Here is a 15418-nt window from a genome sequence, read left to right as displayed (position 1 = left end):
TATCCACATCTTCAAAACAAAAAAAGCGGAGCAATCCTCATGCCCCGCCTCATACTATCTTAATTCGAAAACACAAACTCCGTCCGGCTACCTGTTTGGCCGGCAATAACCTCAAGCCTTGCATCAATCCGCTCCTTAAGTTCAGGAACGTGTGAAATGATCCCTACCAAACGGCCGCTGTTTTGAATATCCATTAATGCCTCAATCGCCTGATCGAGAGATTCTGGATCTAAAGTACCGAACCCTTCATCAATAAACATGGTTTCCAAGGAAACACCGCCAGCGTAATTTTGCACGACATCAGCAAGACCAAGCGCCAATGATAACGATGCTTTAAAGCTTTCGCCGCCGGATAAAGTTTTCACATGGCGCTCCTGTCCAGTGTATTGGTCAAATACCAATAACTCCAATCCGCTTTGGGCGTTTCCCTTAGCCCGGTCTGTTTTACGCAGCAGCTGAAATCGCCCGGATGTCATTTTTCGCAGGCGGACATTTGCCTCTCGTAAAATATCATCCAAAAAGGCTGCAAGTACATAGCGCTCAAAAGTAATCCTGAAGCTGTTTTGTCCCTTTGTAATCTCATACAAATGACCAATGAGCTTATAGCGTTCCTCCAGCGCCTTCATCGAATCATTCAACTGCTCGACACGCTTAAAAATCTCTTCATTATCACGCTTTTTCACAAAAAGATCTGTGCGTCTTCCAGATAAATCTCCAATCTCATTCTCAAGCTTACCTAACTCCTGTTGAAGTCCTTCCATATCGGGGGTTTTTACCTCTTTTAGCATTTCAGTCAGCTCAGCAAGACGGTCAGAAACAGAACGTAACTCCTCGCGATAGCCGCGAATTTCTGCCTCAAGTTTTTGGATCTCGCCCTCCATCAGCTTGGAGCCATGGTAAACGGTGTAATTTTCAAAACCTTGTTCGGTTAATTTGTTTTTAAACGTATCACGTTCAAAGGCGAGCTCCTGCTGCTTGTCCGTGAAAAACTTTTCAGCATCTATTAATCTTGCAGCTGCGGCAGCTTGCTTTTCCTTCACTCCCTGAATACGCTTCTCGGCATCCTCTAATTGTTTTACCATTAAAGCATACATGTCCTTTAATTCAAAAAGTGTTCGTTCATACTCCGTCACAGTGCGAAGATTTTCCGGTATCAGCTTCATCATTCTAGACAGATTCGTTTTCTTCTCGGTAAATTGAACGGTTAATTCAGTTACATCTGATGCCAATTGCTGAAGCAGCCTTTGTAATTCATGCTTATCTGAATCCCTTTTCTCAAGTTCCAGCTTGATCTCTTCAAGCTGGTTAATTTGTTCGGCCAGTTTCCTTTGCGCCGCAACAAGATTATTTTTTGCTGATGAAATTTCTGTTTTTAAAGAAATGGCATCTGTTTCCGCAAAATCCGGTCTATGAACCCGAATTTCTGCCAGCAATTCAGCTAAGGCTTCGCGCTGCATCTTTTCCGCAGACTGGCATTGATATAATTTTGTTTCGTCAGCCGATTTTTCTTCTTCCAATTTTACCGCTTGTGCTTTAGCGGCCTTCAAATCGTCCTCATTTGGAATACTGCCGCCATGATCAACAGCTGGGGACGGATGGTGCTCCGAACCGCAAACAGGGCAGGCTTCACCAGCTTGAAGTGTTGCCGCTAAAAGCGCTGCTTGGCCATTCAGCCATTTTCGCTCCAAATCCTCAACTAATGCTTTCGCATCCTTTAATCTAGCCAATGTATTTTCAAAACGCCCGCCACTTGTCTCAAAGTCTTGCTTTGCTTTTTTATAACGGACCTGCAGCAATTGAAATTTATCCAGCCGCTCAAGTTCGGTTTGCAGCTTCTCTATCTTTCTCTCATTTTCAACATACAGCAGCTGGCCCTTTTCAATCTCCGCCTTTCGCTGCTGCAGCAGAAGTAGTCTTTCTTCTAATCCGGCAAGATTCTTTTCAGTCTGAGAATGATTATTTTTCACCTTGTTTAATGCAGATTCTAATGAGGTCGTTTCCTTTACCAACGAAGCAAAGGAATACACATCCTCCTTCATCCCCACTAAACGATTGATTTTATCTAGCGCTGTTTGACGCTCGGTTTCGCGATCATGCTCATGCTGGAGCTGCTTGTTATACTCTGCACCCAGCTCGTTCAATTTTTCAATCGCCTCTTTAATCGTCTGAACATTATGCTCAGCTTGATCAGCCTCGCGTTTTAAGCGGTGGCAGAGCTCTTCTTGTTTAGCTAGGAGGGCTGCTTTTTGCGCCCGCTGGATTTGCTTTTCTTTTTCCACAAAAATTTCCGACTGTGAATCAAGCTGGGTCTTTTGTACCTTTAACTCTTCACGGGTTTGCAGCTGTTTGAGAATGGTTTCCGCTTCAAAAAGCTGGTTTTTCAATTTGTCCTGAAGACCGGTATGTTCTTTTAATTGTCCATCTAATTTCTCAATCAACTCAGCCAGCCCGGTAATTTCTTCAAGCAGCAGCGGCATGATGATCGTATCGTTAACACTGTCTGCTTCTAGGTATTCCCGCAGTTCTTCGTTTGTCACAGCATGGATTCGACGAATGGCTTCATTACGGGATTGAACTTGAGCTTCTACCGTTTTTTTCAGCTCTGTAGACTCTTCCTTCAGCTTATCCTCCACCATTTTATACATTTGTGTATGGAACAGCCGCTGCAGAATGACTTCTTTATCTTTACTGTCGGATGTTAGCAGCTTACGGAATTCTCCTTGGGGAATCATCAGGATCTGCCGGAATTGATTTGCATCAATCAGCATGATTTCTTTAATCTTCTCTTCTACATCCGTTATTTTTGAAGCCAACAGCTTTCTCTCGCCATCAGGCCCCCAGCTATAAACTTCAGCCTTTGCCCCGATTTGCGTATAGCCGTCACCTTTTTCTTTTTTCTTCAGCTGCTGCGGTGATCTTGTGATGGAATAAACTTGATCTCGTAATGAAAAATCAAGCGACACTTCTGTCACCAGGTCATCGCTGGCAAATTGGCTGCGCAGTTCAGGGCCATTCCTATCCTCGCCGCTCGCCTTTCCATATATCGCATAACTGATTGCGTCAAAAATGGTCGTCTTTCCGGAACCGGTTTTTCCGGAAATAACGAACATGGTGCGGTTACCAAGCTTCGTGAAATCGATACATTCCGTTTCTGCATACGGGCCAAATGCCTGCATCGTTAGTCTTAACGGTCTCATTTTACCGCGGCCTCCCCTCTTAATACCTTGTCAAAGATTTCCGTCATTGCCGCTTTTTTATCACCCGTAAATTCAGATGTAGTCATATCTGTATAAAACTGTTCAAACAATTCAATTTCAGATTTTTTCTCACTGCGGACAGCATTAAGAACTTGTTTCTTTTTCATATCGGTGACATCGATTTTTCGCTCAAGATGGAGAACATTCGGGTAGACTTGCCGTAATTTATTTATCGGGTCGATTAGCGCTCCTTCGTCCAGCAAAGTGATTTTCAAGTAATCATTGGTTCGTTCTTTTTCATAAAATGCCGGGTCCAGTAATTGCTCCATAAAGCCCTCAAGCTCGCGCATATCATGGGTCGGGGTTAAAGATCGATACCGATGAGTAAATTGCCCTTTTTCGTCCATTTCAATAATTGAAATCGATTTCTTTTGTTTTGCTTCTGAAAAAGAATATTTTAATAGAGAGCCGGAGTATTTTACTTTGTCGTGACGGATTGCATCAGGACTGTGAAGGTGTCCAAGGGCAGTATAGGAAAATGGTTCAAACAATTCAGCACCAACACAGCCAGAACCGCCGACTGACAATACACGTTCGGAATCTGATGTTTGTCCCCCCAATACAAAGGCATGACCAACAAGTACATTCGGTTCATTAGGATTCATGTTTTCTTCAATTTTTCCAATTATCGCCTTCATCGCATCCTGATGGGAATGAATCGAATCATCCACGAGCAGCTGACGGACCACACCCGGTTCTGCATATGGCACAAGATAAAAGTTCACTCCATTAATACGGAAAGGCTCGAAGTTATTTGATAGTTTACCTGATAAATAGAATTGACTGTGCTTGTACCAAGAACTACCGAATGACAGGCGTTCGGCGCTGTCATGATTTCCGGCAATTGACACGATCGGTGTTTTTAATTCAACATTGATTTTAAATAAAATTTCATCTAATAGCTCGACCGCATCAGTCGGCGGAACGGAGCGGTCATAAAGATCGCCGGCAATAATCACCGCATCCGGCTTTTCTTCATCAACCACTTCAACAAATTGATTCAGGACCTCCCGCTGATTCTCCGTCATATAAACCCCGTGGACTAATTTTCCTAAATGCCAGTCGGCTGTGTGAATAAACTTCATCTTGATCACCCTATTTTACGATTTTTCAATATCTCTATTATAGCAAATTAAAGTTTAAACAAGCTCTGGTAATTAATAAGACAATAAAAAACAGCCCGGTATGTAAACCGGACAGTTTGAATGGTTGTATGAGAAATTATTTCTTAGTTACGTTAGCAGCTTGTGGTCCACGAGCTCCTTCAACTACTTCGAAAGAAACTTCTTGACCTTCTTCTAATGTTTTGAAACCTTCAGTTTGGATAGCTGAGTAATGAACGAATACGTCGTTACCGTCTTCTCCTTCGATGAATCCGAAACCTTTTTCTGAGTTAAACCATTTAACCTTACCGTTTTTCATGTAAAAAAATCCTCCTATTGGCTAAGAACCAGCCATGTTTAAAATTCACCAAATTACAACGTACCTAGCTTTACTTTCATTACCTTATCCAAACATTGTTAAAAACCTTGAACAAGCTTATAGCATAAATCTAAAAACGTGTAACGGCTGATTAAAATTTATCATTTCTACGAAGTTATGTCAAGAAATGGCGGGCGACATAAACTGACAGCATTCTGCCCATCTCCTCTTGAAAAATGAACCTTTTCCCTAAAAATAGACCCTCAAAATTGGCTATATATATTCGTATGAATTGTGAATGTTCTTTGCGCCTTAAAATCCTTCGCACAATTTGTCAGAATATGAAGAAAATTATTTCGTAATACTTTTTTCCGAAAAGTAAAAGACCGAAGAAATTAATTCTTCGGCATTGGCACTTCTTCATCTTCTTTAAATTTATCTAATATCGTAATTGTATCGACAAGATGATTATTAAAGATTTGCTTGGCTACGGCTAAAAGTTCTATAATCATCGGGTCTTTCAGGGTATAAATCACCTTATTACCATCTTTTGTTCCGGATACGATATTTTTAGCCCTTAGTACCTGCAGCTGCTGCGAAACTGCGGATCCCTCACTGCCAATAAGGGTTTGGATTTCGTTAACACTTTTATCCCCCTCAGCAAGGACCTCTAAGATACGAATTCTTAGAGGGTGTGCGAGTGCTTTAAAAAATTCTGCTTTAAATCGCTGCATTTCTAAATTCAATTCATCAACTCCTTTGCATCGTTAGAAAGAGCACGAATCCTTTGCTTGCTGCTTTCTGCTCCCTCAGAACCGGACAACACCCGGCATTCATTAAAGGCGAAATGTTTACAGCCAAGACATTTATTTTTGTTAATTTGCTCAAGCGCAAACTGAATGGCTTCACCTGTGTGTGTAAAAAAATGTTCCTTGCCAATCGTTTCGTACAGCCCTGTCTTTTTAAGAACTGCTTCCGGCTGCGGATTTAAACCCGATATAATTACTATACCATTTTTCGAAAAATGGTGAACAATCCTGGCTAAATTCGCTTCACCGGTTGTATCCATAAACGGAACCCGGCCCATGCGAAGCAGCAAAATTTTCGGCTTATAATTGATCGTACTCATAATGGTTTCTTCAAACGTAAGGGCAGCACCAAAGAACAACGGGCCTTCAATATTAAAAATACTGATTTGCGGACAATCATGGGTGTCCGAGACCATACCGGTTTCAACCTTTTTCCGTTTTGCTTCATAATTTGGCAATGCTTTCGCGGTAATCATTATATCACTCATTCGTTTGACAAATAGAATAGCCGACATTACGAGCCCGACCTGCACCGCGGTCGTTAAATTGACAAACACGGTTAATAAAAAGGTCACCACCAGTACAAGTGCATCTGTCGATTTTGTTTTTAAAATATGGGCGAACACTTTTCTCTCACTCATATTCCAGGCCACGACCATAAGAATCGGTGCCATAGAAGCAAGAGGAATAAAAGAAGCGTAACGGGCAAAAAACACCAATACAAGCAGCACAACTACACCATGGATGATTCCTGACAAAGGGGAAACAGCCCCATTTTTAATATTAGTGGCGGTTCGCGCTAGTGCCCCTGTTGCGGGTATTCCGCCAAATAACGGTGTCACCATATTGGCAATCCCTTGTCCAACAAGTTCCTTATTGCTGTTATGGCGGCTATTTGTCATTCCGTCTGCGACCACTGCGGAAAGCAATGACTCAATCCCTCCAAGCATTGCGATCACAAATGCCGGCTTGATTAATTTCATAATGATTTCCATATTGACTTCTGGAATATGAAGCTTTGGTAATGTGCTTGGGATTTGCCCGTAAGCCGTTCCAATCGTTGCGACATGCTGTGGAAATAGGATGGTTGCAACAAGGGTGGAAACAATTAATCCAATTAATGGTCCTGGAACCTTTGGTGCAATCTTTGGAGTGATGATAATAGTTCCTAAGCAAATTGCCGCTGTTAAAATACTATAAAAATTGGTTGTATTTAAATTAATGATGATTTCCTGGATATTCTTGATAAACTCCTCGTGTCTCTTTATCCCCTCTAATCCTAGGAAACTAGCAATCTGCCCAGTAAAAATGGTAACCGCAATCCCGGCAGTAAAGCCAATCGTAACAGGTCGCGGGATATATTTAATCAGTGACCCGAGGCGAAAGATCCCCATGAATAGAAGAATGACACCTGCCATAAAGCCGGCTATCAACAAATTTTCATAGCCGTACGTCATCACAATTCCGAACAAAATTGGAATAAAGGCACCTGTCGGCCCGCCAATCTGGTACTTTGACCCGCCAAATAAGGAGATGAGAATCCCGGCGACGATGGTCGTATAGATTCCGTACTCTGGCTTCACCCCAGAAGCAATTGCAAAAGCCATACCAAGAGGAATCGCGATGACCCCCACAATCAAGCCCGAAACTAGATCCTGTCGCAAGCTGCTTAACGAATACTGATGGAACCTTTTGTCAGTAAACATATTCACCCTTCTTATCTTCTTATTTTTGTATATATGATTATTTGAATATATAATAATAGTCTAGGATATTCAAGGTGTTTTGTCAAAAATTATTCACTTTACATTAAAAATAAGAAGTGTTATAATAATCAAGCGATGAGCTGAATTGTGTAAGTCGAAAAACATTCCATTACGGAACGCACAATGTGGAGTGCGGTTTTTCGCCTCAATACGCGAAAGACGTCTGTTTATACACAGGCGTCTTTTTTTTATTACCAATTTTCACGCTTAAATTAGCACTTTTTTCCCAGATAATTAAAATATTAACGTACTTATCGAACATGTGGAGGGATTGTGATGTACAATCACGAAATCGATTATAAGATTTATGGGGATGATATGCAGTTCGTCGAAGTAGAACTTGATCCGCAGGAAACGGTTGTCGCCGAGGCGGGAAGCTTCATGATGATGGAAAATGATATCCATATGGAAACTATATTTGGGGACGGTTCCGGGGGCGGAGGCGGCTTGATGGGGAAACTCTTTAGCGCCGGAAAACGTGTTCTGACCGGTGAAAGCTTGTTCATGACAACATTTACAAATATGGGCGCAGGAAAAAGACATGTATCATTCGCATCACCATATCCGGGGAAAATCATTCCGATGAATTTGAGCGAATATGGCGGGAAAATTGTTTGCCAAAAGGATGCCTTTCTTGCTGCAGCAAAAGGGGTTTCAGTTGGAATCGAATTCCAACGTAAAATGGGGGTCGGTTTCTTCGGCGGAGAAGGGTTTATCATGCAAAAGCTTGAAGGCGATGGAATGGCCTTCATCCATGCAGGCGGCACGATTATCAAAAAGGATCTTCTCCCGGGGCAGTCATTACAGGTTGATACCGGCTGTTTAGTAGCGATGACGAGAGATGTTCAATATGAAATCGAATTTGTGAAAGGGGTTAAAACAGCCTTATTTGGAGGTGAGGGCCTATTTTTCGCAACCCTTAGAGGGCCAGGCTCAGTATGGATTCAATCCCTTCCATTCAGCAGACTAGCGAGCAGAGTATTCGCCGCAGCACCTTCAAGAGGCGGTTCCAAAGACGAAGGCAGCATTGCCCGCGGCCTATTCGACATGTTTAATGGAGATTAATCAAAAAGACATGTGGACCGTGCTTATGTCTCATCCAAAACTAAGACAGGACCTGTATACAGCCCTGTCTCTTTTTTACTTTTTCCAATGAACTGCCTAGTTTAAATCTAGCTTTTTCAACGCCTTAATGGCCCGTTCCCGTTGTAAATTATAAGACTGCCAAGGATACTCCGATGAAAGTTTCTCCTCTTTATTCTCTTGTAAAACGGTTTGTAATCCCGGGATACTTTTATTTTTTTCATACAACTCAATTAAACCTAATACACCCGTATAACTTAAACTATTTAAATATTGCACATCAATTTTGCCTGTTTTTTCAAATCGTTGGATGTTTTCTCCAACAACGATTTGATTGACATCCAAAACAGTAACCGCTGTGTAAAAGAGCAACGAGGCAATAAAGTAAAAATGAAACAATGACAGCTTTTCAAACCAAATTTTTACCAGCGTATACGTGAAAATCACCGCCAAAAAGACCATAAACGTATGGGCAAGGACTCTTGTGAGCGTGAAGCCATAAGCATCTTCATACATACTTAACCTCAAGAAGGCTGAGCACAACATAACCGAACTGACAAGCACAAGAATGGTCAGCAGACTTTGCGTCAAGCGCTTGATTGTTTTAGAGGTAAACCGAACCAAGGTTAATGCTGCCACCAATATTGACAGATTGATCAGCGTCACAAACAAAAGTTCAAAAAACCCTTTCCTCGCATATTCAGCATACGTAAAATCGCCCTGCAGCTGCCCGCCAAAAAAATATTTAAACTGCACCATCGTAAACAGAACATATACAGCATTGATTAAAACAAGAACCGTAATGGTAATGATAGCATCGAGAACTCCCGCACTCTCTTTTACCTCTTGTTGGATTACTTGTATTTGTTTATGAAAAAGCACTTGCATAAATCCGAAAAATGCCGAAGTATAAATGAGAATGATGATTAAACGGATAAAACTTTCAGCATCTATAACGCGGAACCAATCCGGAATTCCGCCAATAATCCGTTCAAACTGTGAATCTGCCGACATAAGCAAGGTCAGGACAATGATTAACACAGGTAAAGAAATAGCAATTCCAAGAGCAATCTTTTTCCACACAAGCAATTTATCCTCGTCTCTCCCCTGCTTCAATCTCTTGCTCGCTGCCCTGGCAAACCCTGTATTATATTTAAACATTTCAAAAATCCTAGAAAATAGATACAATACAAATAGCGGCTGTGCCCAGCGGGAATTTTTCGGGCTTGTGACTAAAACTAAATGAAAAATAACTAAACCAGGTATAACTAAAATATTTAATAAATGAAACAGAACGTTGTCATTAAGAAAAAAACCTGCCGCTAAGAGCCAAATAGTGCAGAGGATTAGATAACCTATTCGCTGATGGGTAAATGAAAAGCGGCGGTACCGGAAAAAGAACACGGCATAAAAGCCGAAAATAAATACCATGTACGAAATGCCGATTTCGCTGCGGAAAAATGATTCCTCCGCAACTATCCCAAGGAGTAAGCAGGTAAACAAAAACAACCAATCTGATTTGCTAATTTTTATTTCCATTGTATTGAACCTCACCTTTAAGTAGATTTTCTATATATATAGTTTTACTAGGTATATTGGTAAAAAAAAGCGCTCAAATTGAGGCTTTCCTCCCCCAGCGATAGCCTAGAACACTGATGGGATAAAGAAAAATGGTAAAAATAATACAGACCGTAATAAATTCCTTTGTTAATAATGGTGCAAACCAGGAATGCGGGATAACCCGAAATACCGTCAGGAGCATTAAGATTAGGTTTGGTATGAGCGAAAGTAAAAACGTTTTTCGAAGCAGCTTCCGCCCGCCATGACCGAACCCTTTACCAATTTCATAGCCTAATAATGCCCAAAAGAACATGTAAACAAAGGCTATAATGGTAGGAATCGCTGTTAGGCTGCTCCAGACCGCTGCAAGCCAATCCCAATGAAAAAGATTATGCGCTAATGTCAGGAAGCTTCCTCCCAAGAAAAACACAATATTCAATAGGATAAACAGCCACTTCATATTACTCGGTGTCACTGAAAGCTCTTCTTGCCAAAGGCCGGCAATTTCCTCCGGGCTTCCCAGCCGAGTCAAAATTCGCTCAGCGACCTCTTCTTCACTTTTACAATCAAAAGACTCCAGCAGAATTTCCTCAATATGTGCCTCATATTCGCGAAGAATATTTTCTTTATCAGGATGATCCCCTAAACCATCAGCTAGTTCACTTAAAAATCTATTCTTCGGCTGTTCCACGCTTCGATCTCCCAATCACCTTGTTCATCACTTTAACAAAATCCTGCCATTCGCGCGTTTTTTCACCAAGCAGCTCTTTTCCAGCGTCAGTAATTTTATAATATTTTCGTGCTGGGCCCTTTTCCTGTTCCTGCCAGTAGCATTCGATGTACTCCTGTTTTTCAAGCTTGTGGAGCGCAGGGTACAAGGTCCCCTCTTTGACACTTAAGCCATTGTCACTTCGCTGCTCGAGCTCCTTCACCAGCTCATAGCCGTACATATCCCTTTCGTTTAATAACTGCAATAAGATTAAAGACGTGCTTCCCTTTACCAATTCACGATTAAACATTTTATCACCTACCTAGACTTATTAGGTACATAGAAATTCTACATTGGAAACCACCATTTGTAAAGTACTTCTTCAAAAAATAAAAAAGCGGCGAAATTCATTCAAGTCGCCGCTTTTTTATTGGTGCCTGGCACCTTAAGTATTCTTCGATGAGGCAGAAGAACCGTCCCCTTGCTCCTCTATATATTGGTTACGTTCGCCGCCGTCGGATAGTTCTTCTGAAAATTCGTGTTTTCCTAGAAGGTTTCCTGTTTTGATTGTTTTGGGAGAAAGGTTGTTGTTTGGTGCTGCTTGTTCGTTCCATTTTGCCATGCTGGTCACCTCTTCAATAATTATTTTGTTATTTATACTGCATCACAATAGCAAAATTACTCACAGATTTTACTGTTTTTACATAAAATTATTATTACATAATAGTATTTTTCTTTGAGAATAAGCATAAATCTTCCATTTTTCCCCCATACTATAAGAAAATTGATCCAATGAGGTGAAAAAAATGGGACTGCTCAGCTCATTTAATCAGTGGAGAGAATCAAGGTATCAAACCCATCTTTCCAATATGAAGGACCAGGGCAAGTGTCCTGACTGCCAAGGACGCGGCTATACTGTTTATCCCTATAATGAATTTGCATACTTTAACTCATTTGACTGTCCGGGCTGTCAAGGAAGCGGCACCTTTAGCGACTGGGAAGAGATGAGATAATTCTATTTTAATAAAATGAAAATCCCCTTATTAATTCCACATTAAAGGAATCAATAAGGGGATTTCATACTTATAGTGCTTTTTTTATAAGCGTTTGATAAGCACGGGAGGTTCTAACCTCAACGGTTAAACTTCCGTTTCCCATGTATGCCTTCAACAGGAGCGGCACCCCGGTTGTATTCTTGAAACGAAAATCCTTCCCGCCATAGGACACTGTGGCATCTCTGCCTTTTGGAACGTAGCCAACATGTAGTGAATGGTGATGTTTCTCAATATAGCTGACAGCTAATTGGTCAATCGCATTATATAACGTAGAGGAAGTCTGGCATATGCCCCCGCCGATTCCTTCTACTAACTTTCCATTAAGGGCTTCCGGTGCCTTTTGATAGCCATGGTTCGCATCGCTCGGACCGACCGTAGTGTTAAAGGAAAATGGGTCGTCTTTACCAATTATCGTATTATTAATGGCCTGTGCAGACAAAGCGATATTGGTTGTTCTCCCGGTTACACCGTTGTTAAAGTAAGTCGTAAAGGAAGCAACAACCACTTCATTTAACTGTGACGCTTCATCACGGCTATAGCCGCTGTCAGAAACATATAGCGGTACCTCAACATCACCACCCTTAACGGATGCCTGGAGTACCTTTTCGATTAGCTCTTGTTCTTCCAAAATAGTCTGTGGAGAGCCTTTTATGACCTGTCCATCCGCTTTTAGTTTATCGAGAATCATCCGCTTATCATATCCAGGGGTTTCATTCGTGCCTCGAGCCATTTCTCTAGCCCACTCAGCTATCGCGGCCTTATATTTGTCATCATCCGTTCCAAATCCATAATCCTTTGGGATAATGGATTTTATTTCCTTTTTCGTTTCAGGATCGATGATACGGACCCACACAGGCTTCTCTACTTTTTTCTTAACCGCTTTTATATGTGCTGTTTCACTTGCTTTTGCTTCTTTTTGCTGCAGGTTATTTTCCGAACACCCAGCCGCCCCTAATATGCTTCCCGCCAAAAAAAGTATCAGTACCCCTTTTAACCTTTTCATTTTTCCCCACTTTTCCCTTTTTATATTTCTAGACGTTTTTCCTATTAAAATTGTTACAAACAATCTCCTAATCTATCCTATCTTCATCACTGTCCCGTGCAAACTATTTTATAATTCCCTAGTTTCTTATTCTACTATTCCAAAATGTAAAAAACCATTAATTAATATAGGAAAAAATCCTCATTTTTCTTTCGGTTTATTTCGTATAAATTCGCAGAATAAAACCATATTATATAGTAACTTTTTAATCATGTGGAGGTAATTTGTTTGTCTGTCATCGTGTATCAAACATTCATCATTAAGCAGGAAAAATTCAAAGAGGGAATTGAGAATTTAAGAGAAATAAAAAAATTTCGAATAGAAAATTATAGTCATCAGGTAGAAATCTTAACACCTATTTCCGGCAAGGATCATACATATGCACTGCTTTCCACTTATGATGGGTTAGCGGAAATGGAATTGCAAAACAAAAAAATGTTTGATGATGAAGAATACTTAGAACTGATCGGTCCATTTTTTCTAGAAAATATTGTTGAAAACAGTTTATATACTCAAATTTATCGGACACTGCGCGACCAGCCAAAGGAAAAAGACAAAAAGTAAAAAAGCGTGCAAAAATGCACGCTTATCCTCATCTTATTAATCTCTGTCCAAAAGTTCAGAACCAGAAATTCCCGGCTTTGTCATTTCATAAACATTTAAAATTAGATCAAGTTCTTCTTCTGTCAATACATCATGCTGCAAGCATAATTCGCGAACGGACTTGCCGCTTGTAATCGCTTCTCTTGCAATTCTTGCTGCCACTTCATAGCCTAAATGCGGATTAACGGCAGTAATGATGCCGACACTTTTCTCCACGTAGTCTTTTAAACGTGCCTCGTTTGCCTCAATACCAGCAAGACAATAATCGGTAAAGGAACGGAAACCATTATTCATTATGCTGATTGATTGCAGCAAATTAAAGACTAGCACCGGTTCCATAACGTTTAACTCAAGCTGTCCCGCTTCAGAAGCTAAACAAATCGTATGGTCATTGCCGATTACTTGGAATGCGATTTGGTTAATTAACTCAGGCATGACTGGATTTACTTTCCCAGGCATAATTGAAGAACCAGGCTGACGTGCAGGCAGGAAAATCTCAGCTAACCCGGCACGTGGTCCCGAAGCCATCAAACGCAGGTCGTTGGCAATTTTGGACATATTCATCATACATACTTTTAAGGCTGCAGACACTTCGGTGTAAGCATCGGTATTTTGCGTGGCATCCACAAGATGTTCCGCATTTACCAGCGGCAGTCCGCTAATATTAGCTAGCTCCTTGACTACATCCTCAATATATTTCGGGTCAGCATTTAATCCTGTACCTACTGCTGTTGCTCCCATATTTACTTCATATAGATGCTCACGTGATTGCTTAATACGCTTCATATCACGTTCAATGACTCTAGAGTAGGCCTCAAACTCTTGACCAAGCCGAATCGGCACTGCATCCTGAAGATGGGTCCGGCCCATTTTGATGACCTTCTCAAACTGCTTTGCTTTATCCTTGAATACTTTATGCATATATTCCATTGTTTCAAGCAGTCTTTCCAAAAGCTTAAGTGTAGCAATATGAATCGCTGTTGGAAATACGTCATTTGTAGATTGTGACATATTCACATGACTATTTGGACTTAAATGAAAATAATCCCCTTTTTCATGACCCAGGATTTCAAGCGCGCGATTGGCAATGACTTCATTGGCATTCATATTCATTGAGGTGCCTGCGCCGCCTTGGATTGGATCGACGATAAATTGGTCATGCCACTTATCCTGCAAAATCTCATCGGCTGCTTGGACAATCGCTTCGGCAAGCCCGCTATATAAGCGCGTTGTATTCATATTGGCAATGGCAGCCGCTTTCTTCACCACTGCTAGAGCCTTAATTAATTCTTCATGAATACGATACCCCGTAATCGGAAAATTTTCGACTGCTCTTAATGTTTGAATTCCATAATAAACTTCAGCCGGTATTTCCTTTTCACCCAAGAAATCTTTTTCAATTCTTTTTGTATCCGTTATCATGTGCTGATACTCCTCACCCTAATATTATTCATACCATAATAATAGTACCTAAAAAGACAGGAAAATGAAATCCCTTTTATATTGATATTGCCGCATGGTTAAATTTTCTTAAAAGTTTACCAAATATTTCCCGTTCTTCTTCGGGCCAATCCTTGGTTACCTCTGCAACTCTTTCCATTCGTGCCTGCTTATCTTCCTTTAATTCCTTCAAGCCTAATTCAGTAATTTGAAAGTGGTAGGCCCTTCCATCAGTTGGATCGGGAATTTTATACAGATAGCCTTTATGCTCCAAAGCGGCTGCCTGCCTGCTGACCGTGGAGATATCCAATTGAAATTCGCCAGCCAGCATCTTTACTCCTGCTGCTCCATTTGTCGCAATTTGATGAAGAATCAAATAAGCAGAGCGATCCAATTTTCCAATTTTCTTATTTCCGGTTGCTGATGTAATTCGTCGAATAAGAATGGCCATTTCTAGTTCAATCATCTCTAAAGAATTATCCATCGCTATAACTTCCTCACATATTGCTTATTTCCTATAAACATCATATCACAACCATGTTTGCTTTGGTATTTTGGCATAATTTTTTAAAAAATGATAAACACTATTGACGATAGAAAAAATAGTTGTATAATACAAATATATAGTTTCCTAATACAACTAATCCCATTTATATCCACAGTTATCAAAGG

Annotated in this window: 15 protein-coding genes; 3 read left to right on the top strand and 12 right to left on the bottom strand. The window is 40.8% G+C overall.

The window, feature by feature from the left end; genetic code table 11:
• Positions 1-59: 59 nt before the first annotated feature.
• The 5 genes from A6749_RS22405 to A6749_RS22385 form a co-directional block, all read right to left on the bottom strand.
• A complete protein-coding gene (locus tag A6749_RS22405) occupies positions 60-3197 on the bottom strand; it encodes an AAA family ATPase (protein ID WP_066396987.1) in 3138 nt (1045 codons plus the stop codon).
• Positions 3194-4342, bottom strand: coding sequence for an exonuclease SbcCD subunit D (locus A6749_RS22400; protein WP_066396981.1), 1149 nt, complete (start codon positions 4340-4342; stop codon positions 3194-3196). The genes A6749_RS22405 and A6749_RS22400 overlap by 4 nt, the downstream gene beginning before the upstream one ends.
• Before the next feature lie 136 nt (positions 4343-4478).
• Positions 4479-4679 carry a cold-shock protein gene (locus A6749_RS22395; RefSeq protein ID WP_042463935.1) on the bottom strand — a complete coding sequence of 67 codons (201 nt, stop codon included), beginning with the start codon at positions 4677-4679 and terminating at the stop codon, positions 4479-4481.
• A 395-nt stretch (positions 4680-5074) separates the two neighbouring features.
• Positions 5075-5425, bottom strand: a complete 351-nt coding sequence (locus A6749_RS22390; protein WP_066396976.1) for an ArsR/SmtB family transcription factor — start codon at positions 5423-5425, stop codon at positions 5075-5077.
• Positions 5422-7194 (bottom strand): SulP family inorganic anion transporter, encoded by a 1773-nt coding sequence (locus A6749_RS22385; RefSeq protein ID WP_066396972.1) that lies wholly within the window; start codon positions 7192-7194, stop codon positions 5422-5424. The genes A6749_RS22390 and A6749_RS22385 overlap by 4 nt, the downstream gene beginning before the upstream one ends.
• Positions 7195-7530: 336 nt before the next feature.
• Between A6749_RS22385 and A6749_RS22380 the strand changes: the two genes are divergently transcribed.
• Entirely contained in the window at positions 7531-8319 is a 789-nt protein-coding gene (locus A6749_RS22380) for a TIGR00266 family protein (RefSeq protein WP_066396970.1), read from the top strand.
• A gap of 96 nt (positions 8320-8415) precedes the next feature.
• On the opposite strand, the gene A6749_RS22375 is transcribed toward A6749_RS22380, so the two are convergent.
• The 4 genes from A6749_RS22375 to A6749_RS28655 form a co-directional block, all read right to left on the bottom strand.
• On the bottom strand, positions 8416-9876 hold the full coding sequence (locus A6749_RS22375; RefSeq protein ID WP_066396963.1) for a DUF4153 domain-containing protein: 1461 nt from the start codon (positions 9874-9876) through the stop codon (positions 8416-8418).
• Positions 9877-9949: 73 nt separating this feature from the next.
• The gene (locus A6749_RS22370) at positions 9950-10588 is read right to left on the bottom strand and encodes an HAAS signaling domain-containing protein (protein ID WP_066396959.1); all 639 of its coding nucleotides are present in this window, start codon (positions 10586-10588) and stop codon (positions 9950-9952) included.
• Positions 10569-10916 carry a PadR family transcriptional regulator gene (locus tag A6749_RS22365; protein WP_066396957.1) on the bottom strand — a complete coding sequence of 116 codons (348 nt, stop codon included), beginning with the start codon at positions 10914-10916 and terminating at the stop codon, positions 10569-10571. Before A6749_RS22365 ends, A6749_RS22370 begins: the two co-directional genes overlap by 20 nt.
• Positions 10917-11051: 135 nt before the next feature.
• Positions 11052-11228, bottom strand: coding sequence for a hypothetical protein (locus tag A6749_RS28655; RefSeq protein WP_169809868.1), 177 nt, complete (start codon positions 11226-11228; stop codon positions 11052-11054).
• A 184-nt stretch (positions 11229-11412) separates the two neighbouring features.
• Between A6749_RS28655 and A6749_RS27845 the strand changes: the two genes are divergently transcribed.
• On the top strand, positions 11413-11619 hold the full coding sequence (locus A6749_RS27845) for a methionine aminopeptidase (RefSeq protein WP_084797928.1): 207 nt from the start codon (positions 11413-11415) through the stop codon (positions 11617-11619).
• 70 nt (positions 11620-11689) lie between these two features.
• Here A6749_RS27845 and A6749_RS22360 read toward each other — a convergent pair whose 3' ends face one another.
• Positions 11690-12664, bottom strand: a complete 975-nt coding sequence (locus tag A6749_RS22360) for a VanW family protein (RefSeq protein ID WP_066401090.1) — start codon at positions 12662-12664, stop codon at positions 11690-11692.
• Positions 12665-12931: 267 nt separating this feature from the next.
• On the opposite strand from A6749_RS22360, the gene A6749_RS22355 reads away from it, so the two are divergent.
• Complete coding sequence (locus tag A6749_RS22355) at positions 12932-13267, top strand: hypothetical protein (RefSeq protein WP_066396941.1); 336 nt, start codon at positions 12932-12934, stop codon at positions 13265-13267.
• 36 nt (positions 13268-13303) lie between these two features.
• Here the strand turns inward: A6749_RS22355 and aspA are convergent, their stop codons facing one another.
• Together aspA and A6749_RS22345 are read right to left on the bottom strand one after the other, a co-directional pair.
• The gene (gene aspA, locus A6749_RS22350) at positions 13304-14728 is read right to left on the bottom strand and encodes an aspartate ammonia-lyase (RefSeq protein ID WP_066396938.1); all 1425 of its coding nucleotides are present in this window, start codon (positions 14726-14728) and stop codon (positions 13304-13306) included.
• 76 nt (positions 14729-14804) lie between these two features.
• Positions 14805-15230, bottom strand: a complete 426-nt coding sequence (locus A6749_RS22345; RefSeq protein WP_066396931.1) for a MarR family winged helix-turn-helix transcriptional regulator — start codon at positions 15228-15230, stop codon at positions 14805-14807.
• Between the last annotated feature and the right edge of the window lie 188 nt (positions 15231-15418).

Origin of the sequence: Neobacillus mesonae (assembly GCF_001636315.1) — a bacterium.
GTDB lineage: Bacteria > Bacillota > Bacilli > Bacillales > Cytobacillaceae > Neobacillus > Neobacillus mesonae.
The sequence above is the reverse complement of the archived record's forward strand: the minus strand, read 5'-3'. Positions and strand labels throughout refer to the sequence as shown.